This is a genomic window from Rhodococcus sp. GXMU-t2271, from assembly GCF_041414735.1.
Lineage (GTDB): Bacteria > Actinomycetota > Actinomycetes > Mycobacteriales > Mycobacteriaceae > Rhodococcus > Rhodococcus indonesiensis.
The window spans coordinates 23,980-50,975 of sequence record NZ_JAUIZP010000007.1 but is presented as its reverse complement, the minus strand read 5'-3'; the positions used below and the strand labels follow the sequence as shown (position 1 = coordinate 50,975).

General features: G+C 70.4%; 24 protein-coding genes, 1 tRNA gene, 1 other RNA gene and 1 pseudogene. 9 read left to right on the top strand and 18 right to left on the bottom strand.

Annotated elements, in window-relative coordinates:
* Positions 1-29: 29 nt before the first annotated feature.
* From QYS60_RS04110 to QYS60_RS04100, 3 genes are all read right to left on the bottom strand, one after another.
* Positions 30-3,041 carry a bifunctional [glutamine synthetase] adenylyltransferase/[glutamine synthetase]-adenylyl-L-tyrosine phosphorylase gene (locus QYS60_RS04110; protein WP_371382503.1) on the bottom strand — a complete coding sequence of 1,004 codons (3,012 nt, stop codon included), beginning with the start codon at positions 3,039-3,041 and terminating at the stop codon, positions 30-32.
* A 117-nt stretch (positions 3,042-3,158) separates the two neighbouring features.
* Complete coding sequence (locus QYS60_RS04105; protein WP_371382502.1) at positions 3,159-4,496, bottom strand: glutamine synthetase family protein; 1,338 nt, start codon at positions 4,494-4,496, stop codon at positions 3,159-3,161.
* 84 nt (positions 4,497-4,580) lie between these two features.
* Positions 4,581-6,125 (bottom strand): alpha/beta hydrolase, encoded by a 1,545-nt coding sequence (locus QYS60_RS04100; protein WP_371382501.1) that lies wholly within the window; start codon positions 6,123-6,125, stop codon positions 4,581-4,583.
* 181 nt (positions 6,126-6,306) lie between these two features.
* Here QYS60_RS04100 and panB point away from each other — a divergent pair, with 181 nt between their 5' ends.
* From panB to pip, 3 genes are all read left to right on the top strand, one after another.
* Complete coding sequence (gene panB / locus QYS60_RS04095; RefSeq protein WP_371382500.1) at positions 6,307-7,155, top strand: 3-methyl-2-oxobutanoate hydroxymethyltransferase; 849 nt, start codon at positions 6,307-6,309, stop codon at positions 7,153-7,155.
* A 91-nt stretch (positions 7,156-7,246) separates the two neighbouring features.
* A complete protein-coding gene (locus QYS60_RS04090) occupies positions 7,247-7,681 on the top strand; it encodes a hypothetical protein (RefSeq protein ID WP_371382499.1) in 435 nt (144 codons plus the stop codon).
* Positions 7,681-8,640 carry a prolyl aminopeptidase gene (gene pip, locus QYS60_RS04085; RefSeq protein ID WP_289378853.1) on the top strand — a complete coding sequence of 320 codons (960 nt, stop codon included), beginning with the start codon at positions 7,681-7,683 and terminating at the stop codon, positions 8,638-8,640. Before QYS60_RS04090 ends, pip begins: the two co-directional genes overlap by 1 nt.
* Before the next feature lie 3 nt (positions 8,641-8,643).
* Here pip and QYS60_RS04080 read toward each other — a convergent pair whose 3' ends face one another.
* The 4 genes from QYS60_RS04080 to rnpB all read right to left on the bottom strand — a co-directional run bounded on the left by QYS60_RS04080 (position 8,644) and on the right by rnpB (position 11,470).
* Entirely contained in the window at positions 8,644-9,255 is a 612-nt protein-coding gene (locus tag QYS60_RS04080) for a CHAP domain-containing protein (RefSeq protein WP_371382498.1), read from the bottom strand.
* Positions 9,239-10,648, bottom strand: coding sequence for an RNB domain-containing ribonuclease (locus QYS60_RS04075; RefSeq protein WP_003937093.1), 1,410 nt, complete (start codon positions 10,646-10,648; stop codon positions 9,239-9,241). Before QYS60_RS04075 ends, QYS60_RS04080 begins: the two co-directional genes overlap by 17 nt.
* Before the next feature lie 16 nt (positions 10,649-10,664).
* Positions 10,665-10,844, bottom strand: a complete 180-nt coding sequence (locus QYS60_RS04070) for a hypothetical protein (RefSeq protein WP_006947711.1) — start codon at positions 10,842-10,844, stop codon at positions 10,665-10,667.
* Positions 10,845-11,056: 212 nt separating this feature from the next.
* Positions 11,057-11,470: RNase P RNA component class A (gene rnpB / locus QYS60_RS04065), an RNA gene on the bottom strand.
* Positions 11,471-11,526: 56 nt separating this feature from the next.
* Here rnpB and QYS60_RS04060 point away from each other — a divergent pair.
* Positions 11,527-12,051, top strand: coding sequence for a DUF1697 domain-containing protein (locus tag QYS60_RS04060; RefSeq protein WP_371382497.1), 525 nt, complete (start codon positions 11,527-11,529; stop codon positions 12,049-12,051).
* A 65-nt stretch (positions 12,052-12,116) separates the two neighbouring features.
* On the opposite strand, the gene QYS60_RS04055 is transcribed toward QYS60_RS04060, so the two are convergent.
* The 3 genes from QYS60_RS04055 to QYS60_RS04045 all read right to left on the bottom strand — a co-directional run bounded on the left by QYS60_RS04055 (position 12,117) and on the right by QYS60_RS04045 (position 15,156).
* Positions 12,117-13,202 (bottom strand): bifunctional RNase H/acid phosphatase, encoded by a 1,086-nt coding sequence (locus QYS60_RS04055; protein WP_289378862.1) that lies wholly within the window; start codon positions 13,200-13,202, stop codon positions 12,117-12,119.
* Positions 13,199-13,936, bottom strand: coding sequence for a zinc ribbon domain-containing protein (locus tag QYS60_RS04050; protein WP_003937088.1), 738 nt, complete (start codon positions 13,934-13,936; stop codon positions 13,199-13,201). The genes QYS60_RS04055 and QYS60_RS04050 overlap by 4 nt, the downstream gene beginning before the upstream one ends.
* Before the next feature lie 86 nt (positions 13,937-14,022).
* Positions 14,023-15,156, bottom strand: coding sequence for a Nif3-like dinuclear metal center hexameric protein (locus tag QYS60_RS04045; RefSeq protein WP_371382496.1), 1,134 nt, complete (start codon positions 15,154-15,156; stop codon positions 14,023-14,025).
* Positions 15,157-15,233: 77 nt separating this feature from the next.
* On the opposite strand from QYS60_RS04045, the gene QYS60_RS04040 reads away from it, so the two are divergent.
* Genes QYS60_RS04040 through QYS60_RS04025 form a run of 4 tightly spaced genes read left to right on the top strand, consistent with a single transcriptional unit; the run spans position 15,234 to position 17,646 of the window.
* Positions 15,234-15,935 (top strand): HAD hydrolase-like protein, encoded by a 702-nt coding sequence (locus QYS60_RS04040; RefSeq protein ID WP_003937086.1) that lies wholly within the window; start codon positions 15,234-15,236, stop codon positions 15,933-15,935.
* On the top strand, positions 15,925-16,392 hold the full coding sequence (locus tag QYS60_RS04035) for a low molecular weight protein-tyrosine-phosphatase (RefSeq protein ID WP_003937085.1): 468 nt from the start codon (positions 15,925-15,927) through the stop codon (positions 16,390-16,392). Before QYS60_RS04040 ends, QYS60_RS04035 begins: the two co-directional genes overlap by 11 nt.
* 28 nt (positions 16,393-16,420) lie before the next feature.
* A complete protein-coding gene (locus QYS60_RS04030; RefSeq protein WP_371382495.1) occupies positions 16,421-17,260 on the top strand; it encodes an SURF1 family protein in 840 nt (279 codons plus the stop codon).
* Positions 17,261-17,283: 23 nt separating this feature from the next.
* Positions 17,284-17,646: a DUF5655 domain-containing protein gene (locus QYS60_RS04025; RefSeq protein WP_003937083.1), complete on the top strand. Its 363-nt coding sequence runs from the start codon at positions 17,284-17,286 to the stop codon at positions 17,644-17,646.
* 280 nt (positions 17,647-17,926) lie between these two features.
* On the opposite strand, the gene QYS60_RS04020 is transcribed toward QYS60_RS04025, so the two are convergent.
* The 5 genes from QYS60_RS04020 to QYS60_RS04000 all read right to left on the bottom strand — a co-directional run bounded on the left by QYS60_RS04020 (position 17,927) and on the right by QYS60_RS04000 (position 24,919).
* Positions 17,927-19,765, bottom strand: coding sequence for a long-chain fatty acid--CoA ligase (locus QYS60_RS04020; protein WP_371382494.1), 1,839 nt, complete (start codon positions 19,763-19,765; stop codon positions 17,927-17,929).
* Positions 19,766-19,825: 60 nt separating this feature from the next.
* Positions 19,826-21,010 carry a lipase family protein gene (locus QYS60_RS04015; RefSeq protein ID WP_371382510.1) on the bottom strand — a complete coding sequence of 395 codons (1,185 nt, stop codon included), beginning with the start codon at positions 21,008-21,010 and terminating at the stop codon, positions 19,826-19,828.
* 377 nt (positions 21,011-21,387) lie between these two features.
* Positions 21,388-21,654, bottom strand: coding sequence for a hypothetical protein (locus QYS60_RS04010; RefSeq protein ID WP_371382493.1), 267 nt, complete (start codon positions 21,652-21,654; stop codon positions 21,388-21,390).
* Positions 21,655-21,951: 297 nt separating this feature from the next.
* Positions 21,952-23,661, bottom strand: a complete 1,710-nt coding sequence (locus tag QYS60_RS04005; RefSeq protein WP_371382492.1) for a SulP family inorganic anion transporter — start codon at positions 23,659-23,661, stop codon at positions 21,952-21,954.
* Between the two features lie 598 nt (positions 23,662-24,259).
* Positions 24,260-24,919: a hypothetical protein gene (locus QYS60_RS04000; RefSeq protein WP_371382491.1), complete on the bottom strand. Its 660-nt coding sequence runs from the start codon at positions 24,917-24,919 to the stop codon at positions 24,260-24,262.
* Positions 24,920-25,607: 688 nt separating this feature from the next.
* Here QYS60_RS04000 and QYS60_RS03995 point away from each other — a divergent pair.
* Positions 25,608-25,818, top strand: a pseudogene (locus tag QYS60_RS03995) (tyrosine-type recombinase/integrase); the annotation flags it as partial.
* A gap of 59 nt (positions 25,819-25,877) precedes the next feature.
* Here QYS60_RS03995 and QYS60_RS03990 read toward each other — a convergent pair.
* From QYS60_RS03990 to QYS60_RS03980, 3 genes are all read right to left on the bottom strand, one after another.
* Positions 25,878-25,952: transfer RNA gene (locus QYS60_RS03990), tRNA-Val, on the bottom strand.
* 34 nt (positions 25,953-25,986) lie between these two features.
* The gene (locus QYS60_RS03985; RefSeq protein WP_003937078.1) at positions 25,987-26,451 is read right to left on the bottom strand and encodes a peroxiredoxin; all 465 of its coding nucleotides are present in this window, start codon (positions 26,449-26,451) and stop codon (positions 25,987-25,989) included.
* A 44-nt stretch (positions 26,452-26,495) separates the two neighbouring features.
* Positions 26,496-26,918 (bottom strand): DUF3052 domain-containing protein, encoded by a 423-nt coding sequence (locus QYS60_RS03980; protein ID WP_003937077.1) that lies wholly within the window; start codon positions 26,916-26,918, stop codon positions 26,496-26,498.
* Between the last annotated feature and the right edge of the window lie 78 nt (positions 26,919-26,996).

Below are 26,996 nucleotides of genomic sequence, written 5' to 3'. Positions count from 1 at the left end.
CGGGTCGGTGCGGCAGCTGGATCCGGATCTCACGTCCCGAACACGCGTTCCACGACAGCTCGCGCACGCCGGGTGACCCGCAGATAGTGGTCGAGGAACTCGGAGGCGTCACCCCCCGGCCAGCCGGCGACCTGCGCCACCGCCGAGAGCAGCTTCCCGGGACCGGGCAGCTGATCGGTCCGTTTGCCGCGCACCAGCACGAGCGCGTTGCGGGCGCGAGTGGCGGTGAGCCACGCGTCGCGCAGCAGTGCGACGTCCGCGGTGCTGAGCAGTTCGGCGGCACCGATCGCGTCGAGCGTCTCGAGCGTCGACGTGTTGTGCAGCGACTCGATGTTGTGAGCGTGCTGCAACTGCAGCAGCTGCACGGTCCACTCGATGTCGGCCAGACCGCCGCGGCCCAGCTTGGTGTGTGTGGCGGGATCGGCGCCGCGCGGCAACCGTTCCGAGTCGACGCGGGCCTTCATCCGGCGGATCTCGCGCACCGCCTCGTCCGACACACCGCCGGCCGGGTAGCGGGTGGCGTCGATCATGTGCAGGAAGCGCAGCCCGAGGTCGGCGTCCCCGGCCACCGCGTCGGCCCGCAGCAGTGCCTGCACCTCCCACGTCTGCGCCCACTGCGCGTAGTACGCCTGGTAAGACGCGAGGGTGCGCACCATCGGGCCGCTGCGCCCCTCGGGGCGCAGCCCGGTGTCGACCTCGAGCGGCGGATCCGTGCTCGGCGCACCGAGCAGGGCGCGCACCCGCTCGGCGACCTGGTTGGCCCACTTCACCGCGGCGGTCTCGTCCGCGCCGGCAGTCGGTTCGCACACGAACAGCACGTCGGCGTCGGATCCGTAGCCCAGCTCGCCACCGCCGAGGCGGCCCATGCCGATCACCGCGAGTCGTGCCGGAGCCGGCCCGTCCTCCAGCTCGGACGCCTTGATCACGGCCGTCAGGGCAGCCTCGAGCACGGCCGCCCACACGGCGGACAGCGCGCGGCACACCTGCGGTACATCCAGCATGCCGAGGATGTCGGCGCTGGCGATACGGGCGAGTTCGGCCCGGCGCAGCGACCGGGCCGCGTTGATGGCCTTGTCGGGAGTGCCGTAGCGGGCCGAGGAGGTGACGATGGCCTTGGCGACCTCCTCGGGCTGCGGTTCGAGGAGCCGGGGACCGCTGGCGCCGTCGGCATAGAGCCGGACGACGTCCGGGGCCCGGACCAGCAGATTGGACACGTAGGCGGAGGAGCCGAGCACCGTCATGAGCCGGTCCGCGACGGACGGCTCGTCGCGCAGCGTCCGCAGGAACCACACCCGATCGACGAGCGCCTCCGACAGGCGGCGGTAGGCGAGCAGGCCGGCGTCGGGGTCGCTCGTCTCCCCCAGTGCCTCGAGCAGCTGGGGCAGCAGCAGCGCCTGGATGCGGGCCTTGCGCGAGGCACCGCCGGACAGCGCCGTCAGGTGGCCGAGCGCGTTCTCGGGTGCGCCGTAGCCCAGCGCGGCGAGCTGGCGGATCGCGGCGTCGGGCGACAGCCGCAGCGCCTCCTTGTCCACCCGGGCGACCGACTCGAGCAGCGGGCGGTAGAACAGCTTCGCGTGCAGTTTGCGTACCCGCGCCGCGTTGCGCTTGATCTCCGCCTCGAGCACGCCGAGCGCGTCGTGCCGGCCGTCCGGGCGCATGTGCGCGGCGCGGGCGAGCCAGCGCATCGCCTCCCGGTCCTCCGGGGGCGGCAGCGTGTGCGTGCGTTTGAGCCGTTGCAGCTGCAGCCGGTGCTCGAGCAACCGCAGGAACTCGTAGGAGGCCCGCAGGTTCGCGGCGTCGTCGCGCCCGACGTATCCCCCGCCGGCGAGGGCGGACAGCGCCTGCACCGTGTTCGGCACGCGCAGTGACTCGTCGGCGCGGCCGTGCACGAGCTGCAGCAGCTGCACCGCGAACTCGACGTCGCGCAAGCTGCCACGGCCGAGCTTGAGTTCGCGCTCGCGCAGTTCGGCGGGCACGAGCTCCTCGACGCGCCGGCGCATCGCCTGCACCTCGGGCACGAAGGCATCCCGCTCGGACGCCGTCCACACCATCGGACTGAGCGCCTCGACGTAGCGGCGGCCGAGGTCGAGGTCGCCGGTCATCGGCCGGGCCTTGAGCAGCGCCTGGAACTCCCAGGTCTTCGCCCAGCGCTGGTAGTACGCGACGTGCGAGTCCAGGGTGCGGACCAGTTCGCCGCGCTTGCCCTCGGGACGCAGCGCGGCGTCGACGTCGAAGAACGCCGAGGTGCCGATCCTCATCATCTCCCCGGCGATGCGGCTGGCGCGGGCATCGGACGGTTCGGCGACGAACACGACGTCGACGTCGCTGACGTAGTTCAGCTCGCGGGCCCCGCACTTGCCCATTGCGATCACGGCCAGGTCGACGGTGCAGGGTCCGTCGGTGACGACATTGGCGACGGCCACCGCCAGGGCCGCCGTCAGCGCCGCGTCGGCGAGGTCCGCGAGCCGTTGGCCCACCTCGAGGTACGGCAGGACCGGCTCGTTCTCCACCACGGCGGCGAGGTCGGCGGCCGCGAGCAGCGCCAACTGATCGCGGTAGCCGGTGCGCAGGGCCGCCACCGCGTCCGGACCGGTGATCTTCGCCCGGTAGATCAGACGATTCTCGCCTGTCCCGGCCTCGGGCTCGGCGTCGACGCAGCCGAGCATCCGCTCGGTGAGGGTTCGCCGGTCGGGCAGGTGCAGCGTCCCGGCGAGACCACGCCACCGGTCCGGGTGGGCGACGATGTGGTCACCGAGGGCGGACGAGCCACCGAACAGGCCGAACAGCCGTCCGCGCAGTCCCTTGTCGGTGCGCAGTGCGGCGTCGAGTTCCGCCCACCCCTCCCCGAGCGCGTCGTGCAGGCGGGCCAGGGTCCGCAGCGCGAGGTCCGCGTCGGGCGCGCGTGAGAGCGCCCACAGCAGTTCGGTGCTCTCGGTGCCGGTCCAGCCGAGCTGCCGGAGCTCGTCCGGCGCGGACGGGGCGAGCAGGCCGAGCCGCCCGGCGCTCGGTATCGCCGAGCGCGCCGCCGGGGGTCTCACCATGATGGCTTCGTTCCGGCGCGGGACATTGCCGCCCGAGTGGGCACGGACCTCACCTCTTCGTCGTCGTCAACCGTCCGGTCCGCGGCGACTCCCCGTGCGGCCGCGGCCGGCAAGGGGTTACAAGCCCAGGTACTGGTCCAGCTCGTAGGGAGTGACCTGGCTGCGGTAGTTCTCCCACTCCGTCCACTTGTTGCGGAGGAAGAAGTTGAACACGTGCTCGCCGAGCGCCTCGGCCATCAGTTCCGACTTCTCCATCTCCCGCAGGGCGATGTCGAGGTCGGTGGGCAGCTCGCGGTATCCCATCGCACGCCGTTCCGCGGAGGTCAGCGCCCACACGTCGTCCTCGGCCTCGGGTCCGAGCTCGTAGCCCTTCTCGATGCCGCGCAGGCCGGCGGCGAGCAGCACCGCGAACGTCAGGTACGGGTTGCAGGCCGAGTCGGGTGTGCGGATCTCCACCCGGCGCGACGACGCCTTGCTCGGCGTGTACATCGGCACCCGCACCAGGGCGGAACGGTTGGACGGGCCCCAGCACGCCGCGGTGGGCGCCTCGCCGCCGTGCACGATGCGCTTGTAGGAGTTGACCCACTGGTTGGTCACGGCGCTGATCTCGTTGGCGTGTTCGAGCACCCCGGCGATGAACGCCTTGCCGGTCGCCGAGAGCTGCAGCGGATCGTCGGGGTCGTGGAAGGCGTTGTTCTCGCCCTCGAACAGGCTCATGTGGGTGTGCATCGCCGAGCCCGCGTGCTCGCGGAACGGCTTGGGCATGAACGTCGCGCGCACGCCCTCCGACATCGCGATCTCCTTGACCACGTAGCGGAAGGTCATCACGTTGTCGGCCATGGACAGCGCGTCGGCGTACCGCAGGTCGATCTCCTGCTGGCCGGGTGCGGTCTCGTGGTGGCTGAACTCGACGGAGATGCCCATCGACTCGAGCGCGTCGATGGCGTGGCGGCGGAAGTTCGGGGCCGAGCGGTGCACCGACTGGTCGAAATAGCCGCCGTCGTCGGCGGGCACCGGCAGCGCCCCCTGTTCACCGTTCTCGATGAGGAAGAACTCGATCTCGGGGTGCACGTAGCAGCTGAAGCCCAGGTCGGACGCCTTGTTGAGCTGGCGGCGCAGCACGTGTCGCGGGTCGGCCCAGCTGGGGGTGCCGTCAGGCATGGTGATGTCGCAGAACATGCGGGCCGAGTACTGCTGGCCCTTGCCGTCGGCCCACGGCAGCACCTGGAAGGTCGAGGCGTCCGGACGGGCGACCATGTCGGCCTCGGAGATGCGGGAGAAGCCCTCGATGGCCGAGCCGTCGAACCCGATACCCTCCTCGAAGGCTCCTTCGAGTTCGGCCGGGGCGATCGCCACCGACTTGAGGGTTCCGACGACGTCGGTGAACCACAAGCGCACGAACCGAATGTCGCGCTCTTCGAGGGTGCGGAGCACGAACTCCTTCTGGCGATCCATACGGCCGAGACTAGGCACAGTGCGTTAAATCCGTGTTACATCCGCGGGTTGTGGCTCCGGCGTGTCGCTCACATCGGCGGGTGGTCAGCACCGCAGGTCCGCGGCGGGCGCCTGCCCGGTCACGAAGTAGCTGGTCACCGGGTCGTCGACGCAGCTCTCGCCGTCCAGGACGACGGTGTGCTGGGTACCCGTGAAGGTGACGAGTGCGCCGCCGAGTTGCCGCGCGAGGTCCACCCCCGCCTGGTACGGCGTCGCAGGGTCGCCGGTGGTGGAGACGACGAGCACGGTGGGCAGGCCCGGCACGTCCGGGGTGTGCGGCGCGCCGGTGGGCGGCACCGGCCAGAAGGCACACAGGTCCCGCGGCGCGGCGCCGCTCGCCCGGCCGTCGTCGAGGAACGGCGCCGCCTGCCGGTACAGCCGGTCGGCCTCGGCGGCGACAGCCGGGTCGGTCACCGGCGGATCGTCCACGCACCGGATCGCATTGAACGCGTCGGTGGCGTTGGTGTAGGTGCCGTCGTCGCCGCGTCCCTCGTACAGGTCCGCGAGCAGCAACAGCGTGTCGCCCCGGCCGTCGGTCAGCGCCGCGAGGCCTGCCCGCAGCGAACCCCACAACCGCGGCGTGTACAGACCCTGCTGCACCCCGGTGATCGCGTCCCGGTGGCTCAGTCCCCGTGGATCCGTCGTGTCCGCGGGCGCCGCGATCAGCGGATCCACGAGAGCGCGGAACTTCTCCACCGCCGCAGCCGGGTCGGTGCCGAGCGCACAGTCGTCGTAGCGGGCGCAGTCCGCCGCGAAGGCGTCGAACGCGGTCTGGAAGCCGGCCGCCTGCAGCAGGACCTCGTCGAGGGGATCCTGCCCGGGATCGAGCGCACCGTCGAGCACCATCGTCCGCACCCGGTCGGGGAAGGTCTCCGCATAGAGCGTGCCGATCCGGGTGCCGTACGAGAAGCCGAGATAGTTCAGTTTCTCGTCGCCGAGGACGGAGCGGATCACGTCCATGTCGCGCACCACTTCGCGGGTGCCCACGTGGGCGAGCAGGTCGGTCCCGGTGCGCTGCGCGCAGGTGTCGGCGTAGTCGCGGTGCCGCTGCTCCGTCCGCGCGATGCCCTCGGCACTCATGTCGCCGTCGTCGAACGCGCGGTCGGCGTCCGCCTCGGCGTCGGTGCGGCAGCGCACCGCGGGTTCGGAGGCGCCGATGCCGCGGGGATCGAAGCCGATCACGTCGAAACGGTCGGTCAGCTCGGTGCCGTCGGCGACGGTGGCGAGCCCGAGCCCGGCCGCGCCCGGTCCGCCGGGGTTGACGAGCAGCGAGCCGATTCGCTGCCCCGAGGCCGGCGAACGGGAGATCGCCACGGTGATCGTCTGCCCGCCCGGGTAGTCGTAGTCCAGCGGCACCGTGATCCGCGCACACTGCACGCCGCGCGGCAGCGGGCCGGCGTCGGTGTCGTAGTCCCGGCAGGACTCCCACTGCACCGGCTGTCCGTAGAACTGCTCGAGGCCGGCCGGGGCGCCGAGCGGTGCCGTCCGCGGCGGCGCGGTCTCGGTCGTGGTGCTGCACCCTGCGGCGAGCAGCACCACGGCGGTCACCGCGACGGCGCGCGACGCGGCGCGGAGTGGAAGGGACGACACCCAGCGATGGTGCCACGGGAGGTCCCGTGGCCGGTGCGGCGGTTCGGGACCGGCCGAGCGGCGGGTGTGACCAATCGCACCGCCGGTGCCGCTACTGCGCGGATGACGCCGGTGGCAGACTGAGACCGTCATCACCCAACCCGGGGACCCGCACGGGCCTCGAGGCAGAAAGGGACCTCTGATGTCCGAATCCACCGCTGCCCTCTACGGCGGCTCGACTCCGTCCGACGCTCCTCGCCGCAAGACGCGGGTCCATCATCTGCAGGCCATGAAGGCCGAGGGCCGGCGCTGGGCCGAGCTGACGGCGTACGACTACTCGAGCGCCCGCATCTTCGAGGAGGCCGGCATCCCGGTGCTGCTCGTGGGTGACTCCGCCGCGAACGTCGTCTACGGCTACGACACCACCGTGCCGGTCACGGTCGACGAGATGCTCCCCCTCGTACGCGGCGTGGTGCGCGGCGCCCCGCACGCACTGGTGATCGCCGACCTGCCGTTCGGCACCTACGAGGCATCGCCGGAGCAGGCCCTCGCCACCGCCATCCGCTTCATGAAGGAGGGCGGCGCCCACGCCGTCAAGCTCGAGGGCGGCGAGCGGGTCGCCGCGCAGATCGCCGCGATCACCGCCGCCGGAATCCCCGTCCAGGCGCACGTCGGGTTCACCCCGCAGTCGGTCAACAGCCTCGGCGGGTTCCGCGTGCAGGGCCGCGGCGACGGCGCCGAACAGCTCGTCGCCGACGCCATCGCCGTGCAGGAGGCCGGCGCCTTCTCCGTGGTCATGGAGATGGTGCCCGCCGACATCGCCGGTCAGGTCACCCGCAAGCTGACCATCCCCACGGTCGGGATCGGTGCCGGAAACGAGTGCGACGCCCAGGTTCTCGTGTGGCAGGACATGGCCGGATACACCAGCGGCAGGACCGCGAAGTTCGTCAAGAAGTTCGGCAGCGTGGGCGACGAGCTGCGCCGCGCGGCCGCCGAATATGCTGCAGAGGTGGCGGCCGGGACGTTCCCCGGTCCCGAGCATTCCTTCTGATCCGGCAGGACGAGGACACCTGCGGCCGGTCCGGCCGCAGGTTCCCTCGCCCGTAGGCCCGGGCCTTACCGACCCACGAGGTGCATCGCAGATGATTCGTCCCCGTCGCACACTGTTCGCCGTTGCCGTCGCCGGTGCGACGATCGCCGCCCTGGCCGGGTGCGCGTCCGGCGGTCAGCCCGCCCCCACCGGGACGGGTTCGGCGTCGTCGCAGCCGACGACCGGCGCGGCGGCGGAGCCGAGCACGCTTCCGAGCGGGGTCACCGAAACCCAGGCTGCCGAGCTGTGCTCGCAGATGGAGGCCCAGCTGCAGAGCTGGCGCACCTACACCCCGTCCATGAGCAAGCCCGGTCTGAACCTGCTGGTCGGCGAATGGGCCGCCCGCAACGGCATCGACATGCTGGCGCTCGCCCGGGACCGTGACCGGGTCGACGCGATCGCCTCCGCCCAGTGCCCCGAGGTGCGCAGCGAGGCACTCGAGGCGCTGCAGATCCCGACCCTGGCCTCCGCGCTGGTCGGCTTCTGATGCCGTTGCGGCAGCCGTACCCGCCGATCGAACCGCACGAGCAGGGCATGCTCGATGTCGGTGACGGTCAGCGCATCTACTGGGAGGTCAGCGGTAATCCGACCGGCAAACCGGTGGTGTTCCTGCACGGCGGCCCCGGCGGCGGGACCGTTCCCGCACACCGGCAGTTCTTCGATCCGGAAGCATACCGGATCGTGCTGTTCGATCAGCGCGGCTGCGGCCGGTCGGTCCCGCACGTCGCCGACGGCGCCGATCTGTCCGCCAACACCACCGAGTACCTGCTCGCCGACATCGAAACCCTGCGACGGCGGCTGGGGATCGGCCGCTGGCAGGTGTTCGGTGGCTCGTGGGGGTCGACACTGGCGCTGGCCTATGCACAACGGCACCCGCACCGGATCACCGAGCTGGTGTTGCGCGGCATCTTCCTGCTCCGCCGCAGCGAGATCGACTGGTACTACAACGGTGGTGCCGGACAACTGTTCCCCGAGCTGTGGGAGCGCTTCCTGGAACCGCTGACCGGCGCGCCGGAGGACGAGCATCCGGTCGACACGTACCACCGGCTGCTGCATTCGCCCGACCCCGACGTCGCGTTGCGGGCCGCCGTGGCGTGGTCGACGTGGGAGGGTGCGACCAGCGCCCTGCTGCCCGCGCCGGAACGAGTGGCGGAGACGTCGGACCCGCGTTTCGCGTTGGCGTTCGCCCGCATCGAGAACCACTACTTCCGCAACCGCGGCTTCCTCGAGGAAGGGCAGCTGCTGCGCGACGCCGGCCGGCTGCGCACCGTTCCGGGCGTGATCGTGCAGGGCCGTTACGACGTGGTCTGCCCGGCGACGAGCGCGTGGGAGCTGCACAAGGCATGGCCCGGATCGGACTTCGTCGTCGTCGACGACGCCGGGCACGCGGCGAACGAACCCGGCATCACCCATCACCTGCTCGAGGCGACCGACCGCTTCCGCTGAACCTCATTCGAGGCGGCCGAACCCGACGACCGCCGAGTCGGCCGTGACGTCGACGGTGTGCACGCGGATGCGGCCGAGTTCGTTTCCACCGACGGTCGTCGCGGTGTCGCCGTCGACCGCGACGACGATGTTGGTGTGCTGGCCGACCCACAACTCGTTCTCGTACAACACCACATCCCCCACCACCGGCCGGTAGCCGCCGGCGGCCGGTTCGAACCGGCCGGCCGACTCGTAGTACTCCTGCAGGGTGTACACGCCGGGGATCCGCCAGTGCCCGGAATGCGGATTGGCCAACGGACGCCCCGCTTCCCGCATGATCCAGCTGACGAAGTTCGCGCACCACGGCTCCTCGGCGCCCTCGGAATAGAAGGTCCCGGGCCGCTGCGTGCGGTGTTCGTCCGCGAGCAACTCCACGATCCGCGTCTGCGGCTGCGTCAGCGCCGAGGTGTCCACGTCCGGGAAATCGGCGGTGTCCCAGGGCAGGTATCTGCTCGGTACCGCGCCGAGCATCAGCACCGCGGCGAGGACCACGAGCACCAGCCCGGCGGCGACGCCGGCGAACAGGCCCCGCGGCCGCCGCTCCCGGCCGGCAGCGCCGTCACGCCGGGTACGCAAACCGCACCTTCCGGGTCTGCGGGTCGGCGTGCGTCAGCCGGATCCGGATTCGGCTGCCCTCCTTCGGCTCCCCGGTGCACGGTGCGATCACGGTGGCGTCGGGCACGAACACCTCGGCGTCCCGGCGGCCGTTGGTCGCGCGCAGGACCGTCGCATCGAACGACTCCCCCACGTGCGGGGCGAGGACCGTCGCCTCGGTGAGTGCGATGCACGCGCGGGTCACCTTCCCGGCGAGCGCGTCGGAACCGATCATGGTCTCGCGAAGTTCCGGCAGCGCCGCCCGCACCGGTGCCGGCACGTCCGTGCCGGCACAGACCGCCAGGCACACCTCCGTCACGAACCGGTCGGCCAGCCGCCGCAGCGGCGCCGTGACGTGTGCGTAGGGCGCCCCGATCGCCCCGTGACCCGGCTGCTCCGGCAGCTCGCCGTCGAACGCGACGTACGACGCGCCGCGCAGCAGCGCCGGGGCCTCGCTCATCAGCACCAGGGTGGCGGGCACGTTCACATCGAGGCCGGCCAGGAAACTGCCCACCGGCAGGCCTTCCGGCCAGGGCACCCCCAGGGCAACGGCGGTGCGCCGCAGTTGCGCCACAGCCTCGGGGGCGGCCGCCGGCAGGGTTCGCAGCAACCCGATCCGTGCGTCGAGCATCATCTGCGCCGCGCACATTCCGGTCAGCAGCGACACATGGGAGTTCCAGTCGTCGACCTCCGTACGCGGCTGGGTGGTCAACCGCCAGCCGTTCCCGTCGGCGATCACGTCCTGTTCGGGCAGTCGCAGTTCGATCGCGCCACGGGCCCGGGCCGCGGCTTCGCGGAGCCGGCCGAACTCCGGCAGCGCCGCGATCGACGGATGCACGACCCCGGCGTCGACACCGGCCTGCACTCCGGCGTAGTCGAACCGTGCGACGGATCGGACCAGTGCGCGCCGCACGGTCACGTCCACCGGCTCGGCGGTCTCGTCGAGAACGAGGCGCCACAGCGCGGCCGGGCGCACGCGGCCGGGCAGCAGACTGGCCGCGTCCTCGGACAACGACCGCGGATGCAGCGGGACCGACCCGTCGGGCAGGTAGTAGGTCTGACCGCGGCGTCTGCTCTCGCGGTCGAGCGCGCCGCCGGGGGTGACGAAGGCGGCGACGTCGGCGATCGCATAGTGCAGCACGAAACCGTCGACGGTCCGTTCGAGGTGCAGGGCCTGGTCGAGGTCCATCGATCCCGGCGGGTCGATGGTCACCAGGGGCAGATCGGTGCGGTCCACCCGCGCGGCGGACCAGCGGTCGGCCGCGGCCTCGGACTCGGCGACGGCGGACAGGGGGTAATCGTCGTCGAGCGCGAATTCGGTTCGGACGGCACCGAAGTCGATCGCGGGGGCGACGACGATGCGGGTGTGCGTCACCGTGCCGAGGAACCGCTCAGCGGTTCCATTCCTCGTCGGCCTCGTCCGCAGCCTTGTTGCGCTCGGCCGCGATCTCGAGTGCCCGTTCGGCGGTGGCGCGGTCCGGGTACGGCCCCATGCGGTTCAGCGCACTGGGGTCCTTCCCCTGGCTGACCTTTCCGGTGTGTACGTCGTAGTACCAGCCCTCGTCGCTCATGACTCCCAGTCTGCCCCACGCGGCGCCGAGATTCGGGGTAACTCGCGCGCGGCGGCGCGGCTGGTACCGTCGGCCCCTGGTCCCCGCTCGACGACGCGAAAGGAATCGCATGTCGTACCTGCTCTACGACTTCCTGCTCCCCTACCTGGGGCACGAGGCCGCCTCCTACTGGGCGCACCTGCTGGTCGTCGCCCCGATCTGAGCCGGGTGGGCGGACGAGCCGGCCTGTAAGCCGGATCCTGTACCCCGCCGAGGCGGGGTGGCGACCATCCATCTGGGCACACCGTCGCCGGGTACCTCGAGCGGTTCACCCGCAGGCTCGGGCGAGCAGCCCTCGGACACCTGCGCAGCCGCACCGACCGGGTCGGTGCGGCCTTCAACCTTGCTCCGGGCGGGGTTTACCGAGCCACCCCGGTCACCCGGGGTGCTGGTGCGCTCTTACCGCACCGTTTCACCCTTACCCACCCCGAGGGGTGGGCGGTCTGTTTTCTGTGGCACTGTCCCGCGAGTCACCTCGGGTTGCCGTTAGCAACCGCCCTGCTCTGTGGAGTCCGGACTTTCCTCGATCCAGGGCCTGGCACCGCCACGGTGCCGGTTCCCTGTGCCGCGGTCGCCCGGCCAACTCGTCCGCGTCGATCAGCGTACTGCCTCACGTGTCGCAAATGCGAACTACGGTACCGCCATGGCGAGATATGTGGCTCTGCTGCGCGGCATCAACGTCGGCGGCATCACCATCGCGATGGCGGATCTGAAGGACGTGTTCACCGGACTCGGTTTCGGGAACGTCCGCACCGTGCTCGCGTCGGGCAATGTGGTGTTCGACGCCGGCACGGCCGACACCGCCGAATCGAAGGCGCGGATCGAGGCGGCGCTGCGCGCCCGCTTCGGCTACGAGGCGTTCGTGTTCGTCCACGATCAGGCTGCCGTCGCGGCTGTCGTCGACGCCTACCCGTTCCAGGAGCGCGACGGCCGGCACGCATACGCGGTCTTCGTCGCCGAGCCCGCGGTTCTGGACGAGCTCGCGGTGACGACAGCGGACCTCGACCCGGCTGTCGAGCGCGTCGCCCGGGGCGACGGGGTCCTGTACTGGGACGTCGAGCGCGGGCAGACGGTCCGGGGCGCCTTCGGCCGGAACCTCGGCAAGCCCCGCTACAAGGCGGTGACCACGACGCGGAACCTGCGTACGCTCCGAAAGCTCCAGGTGTGAACGGCGGAACGACGCGTGCGGGCGCCGGGATCGGGCGTCCGCACGCGCAGGGATCGGTCCGTCGCCTACAGGTGCGAGGTGTCGTTGACCAGGCGCACGGCCGCGCCACCGTCGGGATAGAACTCGGCGATACTCAGCGACGCGAGGTCCAGGTGCAGGCGGTAGAGCAGCGACGGCCCGGCGTCGAGCGCCATCTGCAGCAGTGTCTTGATCGGCGTGACGTGGGAGACCACGAGCAGGTTCGCCCCGCCGTACTCCGCGACCAGATCGTCCCGGACGGCAGTGAGACGGCCGCGGACCTCGTCGAAGCTCTCCCCGCCCGGCGGACGCACCGAGGTGTCCCCCAGCCAGCGACGGTGCACCTCGGGGTCACGCTGCGCCGCCTCGCCGAAGGTCAGTCCCTCCCACTTGCCGAAATCGGTCTCGAGGAGCCCGTCGTGCACGGTCACGGGCAGACCGAGTACCGCCGCGGCGGCATCGGCGGTCTCCCGCGCCCGCCCGAGCGGCGACGAGACCACCGCGGCGATGTTGCCCCGCTCGCCGATACGGCGGGCAGCCGCGTGCGCCTGCGCGCGGCCGAGTTCGGTCAGCGGCGGGTTGCCACGCCCGGAGTAGCGGCGCTCCACCGACAACGGGGTCTGCCCGTGCCGCAGCAGCAGCATCCGGGTGGGCGTGCCGACGGCGCCGGTCCAGCCCGGCGCCTTCGCCGACGCGGAAGACGGCGGTTCGGAACCCGCCGCGGCCGAGGCAGCACCGTCCATCGCCTCGTTGGCGAGCCGGTCGGCGTAGGCATTCTCCGCGCGCGGCACCCAGGCGAACTCGATCCGCGAGAATCCCGCGGCCAGTTCGCGGGCGCGCGCGGCGAGCGGAATCATGTCCGGGTGCTTGATCTTCCATCGGCCCGACATCTGCTCGACGACCAGCTTGGAATCCATCCGGACGTCGACCTCGTCGGCCCCGAGTTCGGCGGCAGCGGTCAATCCGGCGATCAGGCCCTGGTATTCGGCCACGTTGTTGGTGGCGCGGCCGATGCTCGCGCTGCGCTCGGCCAGCACCGTCTCGTGGTCGGCATCGAAGACCACCGCACCGTAGCCGGCCGGACCCGGGTTGCCGCGCGAGCCGCCGTCGGCCTCGACAACGACCCGGCTCAAATCCCGGACTCCTTGGTGCGCACCAGGATCGCGTTGCACTCGGGGCAGCGCACGAGCGCCTCGGGCGGGGCGGCGGCGATGCGAGAGATCTCGCCGCGGTCGAGTTCGAGACGGCACGCGCCGCACCGTCGCGCCTGCAGCAGGGCTGCGCCGATGCCGGTCTTCGACCGCTGCGCCTCGTACTGGTCGACGAGCTCGGCGGGAAAGGCCTCCACGAGCGCCGCGCGGTCGCTCAGGCACCGGTGCTCGGCGACCTCGATGTCGGCGAGCGCTTCGTCGCGCAGACGGACGGCGTCCGCGAGTTCCGCATCGACGCTCGACAGCCGCGCGCCGGCGTGGTCGTGATCGGCCTTGGACGCCTCCCGGCGTTCCATGACCTCGAGCAGTTCGTCCTCGAGCAGCGCCTGCCGCCGTTCGAGGCTGGTGAGTTCGTGCTGGAGTTCGGACAGCTGCTTGGCGGCCACGCTGCCGCCGGCGAGGAGCTTGCGGTCGCGCTCCTCCCGTTGGCGGACCGCCTCGACCTCCCCTTCGAGCTTGCGGATGTCGCGGTCGAGGTCGTCGAGGATGATCTCGACGGCGACGGCGGCGTCCCGCCGCGCGGTGCGTTCCGCCTCGAGCCGTTCGACCTCCTGCTGTTCGGGCAGGGTGCGGCGCCGGTGCGCCAGGCGGGTCACCTCGGTGTCCACAGCGGCGAGGGCCAGGAGCTTGGACTGCACGGCGGGTTCGACGTTCACTCGGCGGGTTCCTGCTTTCGGCGGCGAGATCGTGGGGGGTGGTAGCTGCCTACCGTACCGCGCGGGCGGTCACGAGGAACCCGGACCTACCGGGCGGCGGTGGTCCAGGGATCGGTGCGCAGCTCGCTGACACGGGCCGCCCACCCGTCGCGGTCGGCGAAGGCGGCGTCGAGCACACCTTTCGCCTGCGCACACCACGGGTACTCGCTGGCCCAGTGCGCGACGTCGACGAGCGCGGGCCCGCCGGTACGCAGGTGCTCGTCGGCCGGATGGTGCCGCAGATCCGCGGTGACGTACGCATCGACGCCGAGCCGGGTGACGGTGCCGAGGAAGGAGTCGCCGGAGCCGCCGCACACCGCGACGGTGCGGACGATCCGGTCGGGGTCGCCGGCACCGCGCACCCCCCCCTCGGTGGCCGGCAGTGCCGCGGCGACGCGTTCGGTGAGCTCGCGCAGCGTCTGCGGCACCGGCAGGTCGCCGACGCGGCCAAGGCCCCGCGAGCCGGGTAGTTCGGCCAGTTCGAGCACGTCGAACGCGGGTTCCTCGTAGGGGTGCGCCGCGCGCAGAGCGGAAAGCACCCGGCCGCGCACCGCGCGCGGGGCGACGACCTCGATGCGGTCCTCGGCTACGCGTTCGAGGTCGCCGACGGTGCCGATTGCCGGATCCGCTCCGGCCTCGGGACGGAACTGTCCGGTCCCGGAGGTCGTCCAGCAGCACTCGCGGTAGTTGCCGAGCCGGCCCGCACCGGCATCGAACAGGGCGGCGCGCACCTGTTCGGCCGAGTCGGCGGGCACGAGGACCACCCACTTGTCGACGGCCGGTTCGGGCTTGGGCTCTATCGGCCTGAGTCCGGTCAGGCCGAGCGCCTGCGCCAGCGCGTCGGACACGCCCGGATCGGCGCGGTCGGCGTTGGTGTGGGCGGTGAACAGCGCGCAGCCACCCCGGATGAGCCGGTGGATCAGGGCGCCCTTCGGGGTGTGCGCGCCGACGGTGTCGACACCGCGCAGCAGCAGCGGGTGATGCACGAGGAGCAGTTGTGCGCCCCAGTCGAGGGCTTCGTCGACCACGGCGGCGGTGGCGTCGACCGCGAGCAGCACCCGGTTCACGGGTTCGTCGGGATCGCCGGCGACCAGTCCGACAGAGTCCCACGACTCTGCCAGCGACGGCGGGTAGGCCGTCTCCAGCACGTCGATCACCTCGCGCAGCGTCACCGCCGTCACCGCTCCTCCTCCGTCGTCCCGGCAACTGTCCCCGACCCTACGCGGCGGGCTTCGCCGCCAGCCGGGAGAATGAGGGCGTGACGACTCTCGCCGATCTGCCTCCGCTGCTGTTGCCGGCACCCGTGGTGCTGTTCGACCTCGACGGCACCCTCACGGACTCGGCGGCGGGCGTGATCGACGGGTTCCGGCATGCACTCGCCACGGTGGGCGTTCCGGAACCGGCGCACGACGAGCCGCAACGCGTCCTCGGTCCGCCGATGATCGACACCCTGCGCGGACTCGGCCTCGACGAGCAGCAGGTGCAACGGGCCCTCACCGCGTACATCGAGCGCTACGACGAGCGTGGCTGGGCGGAGAACTCCGTCTTCGACGGGGTGGCGACGATGCTCGGGCGAGTGCGCGACGCCGGCAGCCGGCTCGCCGTCGCGACGTCGAAGAACCAGAACTTCGCGGTCCGCATCCTCGAGCATTTCGAGCTGGCCGGCCACTTCGACTTCATCGGCGGCGCGAGCGACGACGGGACCCGGCGGGCGAAGGCGGACGTGATCGCGCACAGTCTCGTCTCGCTCGGGGTGGACCCGGTCGCCGCCGCCGACGGCGGCACCGGAGGCGTGGTCATGGTCGGTGACCGCGAGCACGACGTGACGGGCGCGGCGCGATGGGGCATCCCGACGGTGTTCGTCGAGTGGGGGTACGGCGCGGCCGACGAGGCGGCCGACGCGCACCGGTCCACGTCCAGCGTCGGCGAACTGACGAGGGTGCTGACCGGTGGCCGCTGAGCGCCTGCACGTGACGTTCGTGTGCACCGGCAACATCTGCCGCTCGCCGATGGCGGAGAAGATCTTCGCCGAGCATCTCCGCCGGGCCGGTCTCGCCGAGCGGGTGCGGGTCACCAGCGCCGGCACCGGCGACTGGCATGCCGGCGAGGACGCGGATCCCCGCACCACGGATCTGTTGCGGCGGCACGGCTACCCGATCGGGCACTGTGCCCGGCGCGTGACGGACGAGCAGCTCGCCGCCGATCTGGTGGTCGCCCTGGACGCCGGTCACGACCGGATGCTCGCGCAGCTCGGGGTGCCCGCCGAGCGCCGGGCGCTGCTGCGCAGCTTCGACCCGGACGCGGAAGGCGAGTCGGTTCCGGATCCGTACTACGGTGACCGGCACGAGTTCGAACTGGTCCGGCGGCAGATCGAGGCGGCGATCCCGGGTCTGCTCGACTGGGTGCGACGGCACTGAGGCCCGCGTCACCGGCTACCGTGGTTACGTGCGACGACTGACGTTCCTGCTCCGCCCGAGCTGGCTGGTGCTGGCCCTGGTGGTGGGCGGCTTCGCCTACGCGTGCTTCACCGTGCTCGCGCCGTGGCAGCTCGGCAAGAACACCACCACCGAGGAGCGCAACGACCGGATCACCGCCTCGCTGGCCACGGACCCCGTGCCGGTCGAGGAGCTCCTCTCCGGCCCCGCGCCGGCTCCGGAGGACGAGTGGCGGCGCGTCGTCGCGACCGGCTCCTACCTCCCGGACTCGGATCTGCTGGTGCGGTTGCGCAGCGTCGAGTCCTCCCCCGCCTACGAGGTGCTCACACCGTTTCGGTTCGCCGACGGCCGCACCGTCCTGGTGAACCGCGGATACGTGCGTCCCGAACGGGGTACGGAGATCCCCGCGTTCGCCCCGCCGCCCACCGGCACGGTGACCGTCGATGCGCGCCTGCGGATGTCCGAGGGAACCGCCGAGGGCAGGACCCCGTTCCGCGACGCCGGCCGCACCCAGGTCTACTCGATCGATCCCGCGCAGATCGCGGCGTTCACCGGGCTGGAGCTGACGGGCGGATACCTGCAGCTGTCCGAGAACCAGGCCGGGGGGCTGGGCACGATCCCGCTGCCGCAGCTCGACGCCGGCCCCTACTTGTCGTACGGGCTGCAGTGGGTGGCGTTCGGGATCATGGCGCCGCTGGGCCTGGGGTACTTCGTGTGGGCGGAGCTGCGCGAGCGCCGCAAGCGGAAGGAACCGGCGCCCGCGGCCGCACCCGAGGCCGAGCCGGCGCCCGCCCCGGTGGAGCGCAGCACCGAAGACAAGCTCGCCGACCGTTACGGCCGGTCCCGTTGAGCCACCCAGGCGAGGAGCCCGCGATGCACGCGACGATCGACGACTACCTGGCCGACAAGGACGACGCCGCCGTCGACATGTTCTGCCGGCTCCGCACACTCGTGCTGGGCCTCGGCGGCGACGTCGAGGAGCAGGTCCGTCCCGCCGAGGTGCGGTGGGGACGCGGCCGGGTGTTCGCGGCGGCGTTCGTCTATTCGTCGCGGCTGGAGATCGCCGTCGACCTGCCGCGGCGGGTCCACCACCCGCAGCTGCGGGAGGCCTTCCCGACCACCGCGAAGGTGACCACGCACCGCTTGAGCATCGCCACCCCGGACCAGCTCGACGACGGCGTCGTCGCGCTGCTGGCGGAAGCGTACGAGACGGCCGGAGAGCGCACCCGGTCGTAGGTTCTGCCCGTCCCCGGCCGGAACAGCGCCGGGTTCAGGATCGGCCTGACCGGCGCCTCCGACGATCATGACGTCTCCCGACGGATTCCAGGTGACGATGCGCCCGGTAGGTCCGCCCGCGACTTCGGAATCCGCACACTCCGTGACGTGGGCGGATTCCGGGCCGGCGCGTGGATGCCGACCCGTGTCGAGAAACCTCGGACGCCGTCGACGCCCCGGCGGTCGAGTTCCTGATCATGCCGGTCGAGTCTGTACCGGATCGGGTGCCTGAACCCGGACGTCAGGCGTACAACTGCTCGATTCGGTCGGCGAAGTTGTCGACCACCAGTTTGCGGCGCAGCTTCATGCTCGGTGTCAGGTCTCCCGCCTCGATGGACAGCTCCCGATCGAGGACGGCGAACCTCTTGATCTGCTCCCAGCGGTTGAGCCGGTCGTTGAGCCGGTCGATGCAGTCGGCGATCAGCGCGTGTGTCCGCTCGTCCCGGGCGATGTCACCGAACTCCCGGCCGGCCATGCCGTTCTTGGCCGCCCAATCGGTGATCGCCTCGGCATCGAGACCGACGAGGGCGACACAATACGGACGGCTCTCGCCGTACACGACGATCTCGCCGGCGTACGGGCAGATGCCCTTGAAGGTGGCCGAGATCGCGGACGGTGCGACGTACTTGCCCTGGCTGGTCTTGAACAGGTCCTTCTTACGGTCGGTGATCCGCAGGAATCCGTCGGCGTCGAGTTCCCCGATGTCGCCGGTGTGGAACCAGCCGTCCGGTTCGAGCGCCTCCGCGGTGGCCTCGGGCCGCTCGTGATAGCCGTCCATCACACCGGGGCCGCGCAGGAGCACCTCGCCGTCCTCGGCGATCTGCACCTCCGTGCCGGGAAAAGGCCAGCCCACGGTGCCGAGCCGGTACGCGTAGGGACGGTTGATGAACGACGCGGCGGACGTCTCGGTCAGGCCGTACCCCTCGAGGATGATGATGCCGGCAGCATCGAACCATTGCGCGACTGCGCGGTCGAGCGGCGCTGCCGCCGAGACGAAGAACCGCAGGCGACCGCCGAAACGCTCCTTCACGGTGGAGAACACCAGCCGGTCGGCGATCCGGTACCGGAGCCGGTCGAGGACGGACGGGGTGCGGCCCTCCTGCCTGGCCTGCGAGACACGCAGCCCGACGCCGACGGCCCAGTCGAAGATCCTCTTCTTCGCCCCGCCCTCCTCGGCGACCATCGCCTCGATGCGCGCATGCGCCTTCTCGAAGATGCGCGGGGCGGCGCCCATGAAGGTGGGGCGCACGACAGCGAGGTTCTCGACGATCTTCTCCACGCGGCCGTCGATCACCGTGGTGAAGCCGAGCTGCAGCGGCAACGCCAGCATCACCTTGCCGAAGGCGTGCGACAGCGGCAACCAGAGGAAGTTCAGGTCGTCGGGGCCGAGGATGTTCACCGCGTCCACGGCCGCGGCGGTGTACGTCCACCCCGAGTGCGGCAGCAGCACGCCCTTCGGCTTCCCGGTGGTGCCGGAGGTGTACATGATGCTGGCCAACTGTTCGGGACGGATCGCGTCCACCCGGTCGGCGACGACGGAGGGCGAGTCGGCGAGCAGTGCACGGCCCCGAGTCTCCAGGTCCGCGAGGGTGACGACCCAGTCCCCGTCGCCCTCGCCGTCGACGACCACGACAGTCCGCACGTCGGGCAGGTCGGCGCGGTGGGCGACGAGCTTGTCGACCTGGGTCCAGTCCTCCGCGACCACGACGGCGCTGCCCGAGTTGGCGACGATGAAGGCGACGTCGGGTGCGTTGGTGGTGGGATAGATGGTGGTGGTCGCGGCGCCGGCGCACATGATCGCGAAGTCCGCGAGCACCCATTCGTACCGGGTCGAGGAGGCGATCGCGACCGGCTCCTCGGGTTCGACTCCCAGGGTGATCAAGCCGGCGGCGAGTGCGGTGACCCGGTCGCCGACCTGCTGCCAGGTCGTGCTTCCCCAGCCGTCCCCCTCGGGATACCGGAAAGCCTCGGCCTCCGGCGTCGCGGCTACCCGGTCGACGAACAGCCGGGCCACCGACGGGGCCCGATCGTCGATCTTCGCGAAGTCGACCATCTCGTCCACCGCCCGCAGCGCAGCCATGCGCCGAGTGTAGATCCGCAGCGATCGCCGACGTGGGCAGTTACCCAAAGGTCGGAGGCGTCAACAGGTGCTGGGCGCCGGTTCGCCGCGGAACCGCGCGTCGACCCAGTCCAGAGCGGGGAACAGGCCCAGGGCGGCGGCGGAGAGATGATCCGGCGTCGGGGTCAGGAGAGTCTGCACCGGCACCCCGGCCGCGCAGTAGCGGCGCATCGTGGCGACCACGGAGTCGACCGGGATGAGCGCATCGGTCGGGCTGTGCCATTCGAAGATCGGGGCCTTCGGCACGCCGGCATACAGCTCGAGGCTGTTCTCCTCCATCACCGTCCGCGCAGCGGGATCGTCGAGGAAGCGGCGGTTGTCGGTCATCTCGGCCGCGCTGCGACCGACTCCCCAGAACATGATCTCGTTGGTGCAGCCGTTGGCGATCAGCTGCTTGAGCCAGTGTCCCTGGGCGTTGAGCTGCGGGGTGACGTGAATGCGGTCGGGATACTCGCGTTCGAGCCCGAGTGCGGCAGCCATCGCGAGGCCGAACGCCGGATGCGGGGCGGTGCCCAGACTCTCGGCCATCTTCACCAGGTTCATCGGGACACCGCCCTCGGCAGCTCCCACGATGTTCAGCTCCGGGGCGTATTCCGGGGCCAGCGCCGCGGCCCACGAGGTGGCCATCCCGCCCCCCGAATAGCCGCCCAGCGCGACCTTGCTGTCCGCCACCTGCAGTTCCGGCACGCGCTGCACGGCGCGGATTCCGTCCAGCGTGACCCGGCCGCCGAGCTTGGCGGCGCCGTAGGCCATCCGCGGGCCCAGATGGTCGGGCAGCGCCACCGCCCACCCGCGCGCCAGCGCAAGATTGAGTCCGGCGGCCTCCCGGATCTGGTGCAACGGATGGCTGGTGTAGAGCTGGGAGACGATCTTGCACTTGTGCCCGAGCGCGTTGATGATGTGCTGATACGACAGCAGCGGCCCGTTCTGCACGTGATGCGCCGGCCGCACGAAGGTCGTGTTCGCCGCGACGGGTCGATCCTGCGAATCCGTGGTGCGGAACAGCACTTCCCACACGGTGCTGCCCGGGAAGTAGTACGAGGGCGGCAACTGCCGGACCCGTAGCACGTCGCCCGGTGCGCGGGCCGCGAGATCGGCCGGCGCGGCGTAGAACGGGTCCGGATCGGGGGCGGGCAGCAGCGGTGCGGCGCCCGCACTGCCGGCGCCGGAGACGGTCGCAACCAGTGCGAACGCGATCGCGAACACAGCGCTACGGACGGATCGGCGAATCACGAAAGCCACGGCATACCCCACCACCACCCGGACGTCGGACCGGGACCGACTATGCCAGACACCTGCACTCCCGATGCGTGAACAACACGCTTGCCCGAGAGCCTCGCGTCTTCGAGTCCGGCCAGGAGGTCCCCGTGGAACCCGGCAAAGTACGGCTCGGCCGTGAAGTCTGGTAGGCCGAGGAGTACTGGCGGGTGATGGGCACTCGCCGAGCTCGTCGGGAGCCGTCTGGTGCAAGGGCAGGAGCTTCCCCTGTCAGCAGATGCGGTCGGGGTATGTCTGCTCCTGCCGCGGAAGGACCGTCCGCATCACTCGACTCTGCCGAGGTCGGCGACTGCGACCCGTACGAGCTAGGAAGTCGCCTCCTGGTCCGGCAGCTTCAGTTCGATCCCGTTCTCTTCCGCCCACTTCATCGCGTTCGGCATCATCACCGCAGCCTGCTGCTTCGCCTCCTCGGCGGGAGTGAAGGTCACGTACTCGGTTCCGGCGAACACGAAGGGCGTGTGCCCCGGCTCGAGGACGAAGGCGTCCCCGGCCTCGAAGATCTCCTCGACGCCGTCGGCTCGCCGGACACCGAACTTCCCTTTGAGCACATAGCCCATGTGGCTCGCCGGCACTGGTCGTTCGGCCCGCCCTTGAAGAACGGCGCATAGTCCATGTCCGCGGAGGCGCTTTCGATGCTGACCAGCCAGCCCGCGACTTCCTGGCTGTACTCGTCCGTGTAACCCGGGACGACCATGCGGGACGCGGTGGCTTTCGATACCTTCGGCATCGTCTTCTCCTTCCCCTGGTGGCTCGCGCCGAGTCCGTGTGCCTCGGCCGTCCGCCACTGCCATGCCGCGTCTCCCGGCACTGCGCACCATAGAGGCCAAGGTCCTCCGACGACCCGCGGGTCCCGCCCCCGGTCCTGGAGGTCACGCCGACGTCGGGTCGGTGTCCGGCGGGTGGTCGAGGTTGCGACGGGCCGCGGTGACGGCCGCGTCGACCGTCGAGTGTGCGTCTGTGACGACACTGGCGATGCCGGTCGCGTCGAGCAGGTCGCGCACCTGGCCGATCTCGCCGGCGAAGAGCAGCCGGATGCGGTGGTGCTCGAGGTCGGCGTACAACCGGTCCAGCATCTCGACGGCGGTGATGTCGATTCCCGGCACGGAGGCGGTGTCGAGGACGACGGCCCGCGTGTCGTCGTGGACGTGGCCACGTACGGCGGCTGCCACGTTGTCGGCGTTGGCGTAGATCAGCCCGGCCTCGGGCCGCAGCACCACGATCCCGGGCTCGGTGACCGCGTCGGGATGGCGCTGCAGGTCGACCCAGCGGCCGCTGTCCGGTGTGCGGCCCAGCTCGGCGACGTGGGGCCGCGAGGCGCGGAACAGCAGTAGCAGGACCGACACCGCGACACCGAGGAAGAGCCCGGGCAGGATGTCGAGGACCAGCACACCCACCATGGCGCTCGCCGCGGCGAGGAAGTCCGCATACGCCGTGACGCCGTAGATCCGCCGCAGGCTCGGGGTGGCCAGACGCGCGTACTTGCGCAGCCCCCGGACATCGACGAGTCTCATGACGGCCGCGATCACCACGGCGGCGAGGGTCGCCTCCGGCAGGTTCGCGAACAGACCGGTCAGGAACAGCAGCGTCATCACCGTCAGCGCCGCCACGACGATGCCGGAGATCTGCGACACCGCCCCGGCCGAGGCGTTGACGGCGGTCTTCGACAGGGACCCGTTGACGATCATTCCGGAGGACAGTCCTGCGCCGATGTTCGCTGCGCCCACCCCGAGCAGCTCCTGGTTCGGATCGATCTCGTAGTGTTCCTGGGCGGCGTAGTTCTTGGCTGCGCCGATGCCCTCGGCGAACGCCACCAGCAGGATCCCTGCCGCCGACGCGAGCAGCGCGGCATAGTCGGATCCAGAGACGCTGGGGAGCCCGAGCGGAGGTAGCCCGCCTTCGATCCGCCCGACGATCTCCACTCCCTCGGCGTCGAGATCGAAAACCGAGACGGCGACGATGCCCAGGACGACCGCGACCAGCGGGGCGGGCAGCCGGGGCGACACCCGGTGCAGGACCAGGACGACCGCGAGGGAACCGGCGCCGACGGCCAACGTCCAGCCGTTCGTCCCGCCCAGCGACGTGACCAGGTGCCATGCCTTCTCGAAGAAGTCCCCCTCCCCCCTCGGGACTCCGAAGAGCTTCGGGAGCTGCCCGACGATGATCGTCAGCGCCAAGCCGACGATGAACCCCTTCAGCACCGGTTCGGAGATGAAGGAAGCCAGAAACCCCAGACGCGCCAGGCCCGCGAGGATCCCGAGCGCCCCGACCAACAGCGCCAGACCGGCCGTCAGCGTCGCCGCATCGGCGTCACCGGAGATGCCGGCAACAGCAGCACCCGAAAGCGCCGCGGTGGCCGCCATCGGCCCCACCACCAGGTGCCGGGAGCTGCCGAACAGCGCGTAGAGGAGCAGGGCCGCGGGCGCGGCGTACAGGCCGATCACCGGGGACACCCCGGCGCTCGTGGCGTACGCGAGAGCCTCGGGCACCAGAACCGCCCACACCGTCAGGCCGGCCAGCAGGTCCCGTCCGATCCGATCGGCCCGACAGCCCTCGAACGACGTGAGCAGGGGCACCTTCACAACACGAGCACAGCAAACCCTGCCCAGCCACGACAGAGTCCGAAGACCCCGGGCGCGACCCCACGAGTCCGGCTGCGTCAGCGGACGTCGACGCTTGCCGGGCAGAAACCCCATCGAGGCCTGCCCCTGAACATGTCTCTCACCGCCACATTTCCGGTGGGGGCGGAGGGTTTCGAACCCCAGACGTGACCGAGGTCAGCCGGTCGCTGAACCCCTGAACAGGGATTTTCGCGCACACCCCATCACACCATGCTCACTGACGCACGCGTGTGGGCAAAGTGTGGGCACGTCCTTGCCTCAATCCAGCGCAGGCAGACTGCCTCGTTGGATTGTCGACGGTGTGACGCTCAAGATGGCGAGGTGCGCCGATATCAGTCTTGCCGAACTGCCGCACGCCACCGACGGGCTGGGGCGCGTACTCGACCTATTGTCCGAAGACTCCTTCCGTCGCGGCGGGCCCTCCCTTGCTGCGCTCGTCGTGTCTCAGTCGACCGGCGAGGTGGGGTCAGCCTTCCGGGGCAATCCGAGTTCCGAACGTACGAACGTGTGCAAGCATTGGCGAGATGTCGTCCATACCTGAGCAGGTGGTTCGTCGCCTTCAGCGTGCCCAGTACTGCAGCATCGGCTCCTCGGCCAGTCGCGTATCTGCTCGAGTGATGATGAGCGCGTCCCGGTCGATCCAGTACTGCACGCCTTCGTTCGTCACGACGTACCCGAGTTCCGTGCGGACCGGATCGTCGATCTCGATGGGCGCGCCGTCGCTGAGCCGTACACCCTTGTAGTACAGCCGCCCGACCCCGGTCTCGCAGATGACCACCAGCGACTGCGGGGTACGGCCGATGAGCACCGCCGAGTTGGTGTAGTTGCAGCGTCCCCCCGGAACACCGATGAAACCCTGCGCGTCGGCACCGGGAACAGTCGGTAGTGGTGCCGCCGTGCGGGGTGCGCTGACCGTCGAGGGGGGAACGGGGATGGTCATGCGCGATGTGGACGCTGGATCACTCGGCATGAGCTCGATGATGTTCACGGTAAACTTCGGCACGGTGGTACGGCCCCCGATCTGGGTGTCGTAGGAGTACGACCCGTCCACCTCGACGTACATCTTGACGATGTCGTCCTCGACCACGTCGGCCACCAGGGCGGGGTCGTCGGCCTCGATGGCGGTGTTCTCGTCGTAGTCGTACGGGCTGTCCTGCAGGACAGCGGCGGTGTCGGCTCGGAAGCGGTCGGTACCGGTGGCTGAGTCGAACTGGGTCACTCGGCCGTAGACGACGATCTTCCGCCCCGAAAAAGCATCCGGGTCCTTCACCAGCAGAGCAAAGTCCCGCTCCGAGATTTCCTGATAGGTGGCCGGATCAAGCTTGGCGGGGTCCTCCGGCTGTGTGGTCGTCGCGCCGCTACCCACGTTCGAGGATCGGCTGGGACTCGGGGTGGAGTCACCTCGACTGCACGACTGGACGCTGAGGATGGAAATCACAAGGATTGCCAGCACAGCCCAAGGCCATTTCGACTTCTTCCGCTTCCCCGGCTGCGGGGGCGGGGCCTGGACGGCTCCATAGCCTGGCACAGTTCCAGGCTGACCTGGATAGCCGTAAGGCTGTTGCAGGTATCCATTGCCTTGCGGTGCCGACCCGTACGGCTGTTGCGCCCCTGCAGGTGGCTGGTCGGGATGGGGGTATGGGGGCGGCTGGGCCATGCCTTCGTCCATTCGGTGGAGGCCTGCCCTCGTGTTGCAGCAGACCAAGTGGTTCGCTTGGACTATCACCCAGTGACTCCGGCCGTTACAGAGCCATCCCGAGTGGTCCCCGGGAGCCGTCGCGCCGACGCTGCAAACGTCCAGGCTGCAAGCGGATGGGCTACAGGGAGGAGGGTTGCGAAGGGCGGTACTCGAGCGTCCCGCGGTCAGAGTGAGGCGTCCTGGTTCGACAAGGCCGCCGCCGACGTCCCCCCGCGTCACGCCTCACGACCTCCGGCATACAGCGGCAAGTCGAGCCATACCGGCGAGCGTGAACGTCAAAGGCGGTTCAGCGGATGCTCGGACACGCGAGCGCGGCGACGACGCTCGACGTCTACGCCGATCTCTTCGACGACTTGGAGGCGGTAGCTACCGTTCTGCCGGAAGCCCGAGCGGTAACGAGTGTGGGCAAGACGTGGGCAGCGAGGGCATCATCCGGCGGGCCACAAAGCCCTGAACAGGTCTCTCACCGCCACATTCCTGGTGGGCGCGGAGGGTTTCGAACCCCCGACCGCTGGTGTGTAAAACCAGAGCTCTACCACTGAGCTACACGCCCGCAGATCCGGCGGCTCACGCCGCCAGATCTCGTCTCAGGACTTTAGCGCGGCCAGCGCTCGCACCCAAGCGCCCTGGTCACGGGGTTCGCCGGGCTGATTCTCCTCGGCGAACCGGATGATGCCGTCCTTGTCGACGACGAAGGTGCCGCGGTTGGCGAAACCGAGCTTCTCGTTGAACACGTCGTAGGCCTGGGCGACGGCACCGTGCGGCCAGAAATCGGACAGCAGCGGGAACGTGTAACCCTGCTCGGCGGCCCAGATCTTGTGCGTGGGCGAGGCCCCCACCGACACCGCGACGATCGCGGTGTCGTCGTTCTCGTAGGTCGGCAGGTCGTCCCGCACGGCGCACAGCTCGCCCTGGCAGACACCGGTGAACGCCAGCGGGTAGAACACGAGCAGCACGTTCTTCTTCCCACGGAAGCTCGACAGCGTCACTTCCTGGTTGTTCTGGTCCTTCAGTGTGAAATCGGGCGCCTGGGCACCCACCTCGATCGCCATTGCGTCGGTCGTCCTTACTTCGGTGGCGGAACTGAGCGGTGTGCTCAGCGCTTGGTGCGGGCGGCCTTCGGCTGCACCAGCCGGCTGCCCACCCAGTCGCCGAGATTGGCGGTCGAGGTCTGGGTCAGGCCGGCGGTCGTCGCCGATTCGGCGATCTCGCTGGGCTCGACATGGTCCGGACGCCCGGTCTTCGGCGTCAGCACCCAGACGACGCCCTCGTCGGCGAGCGGGCCGATCGCATCCATCAGGGCGTCGACGAGGTCTCCGTCGCTGTCGCGCCACCAGAGCAGCACCACGTCGACGACCTCGTCGGATTCCTCGTCGAGCAGGTCCGATCCGATCGTGTCCTCGACGGCGGCCCGCAGGTCGTCGTCCGTGTCCTCGTCCCAACCGAGTTCCTGAACCACCTGGTCGTGGGAGATACCGAGCTTCTGAACGTAGTTCTGGGCGTCCGCCGCGGCGACCACGGTGGTGTCCTCCTTCGGTTGTGGCCGCGGGCTTGCCGCGTACCGGATGTCATGAGCGATTTTTCAAAGCGAACATCC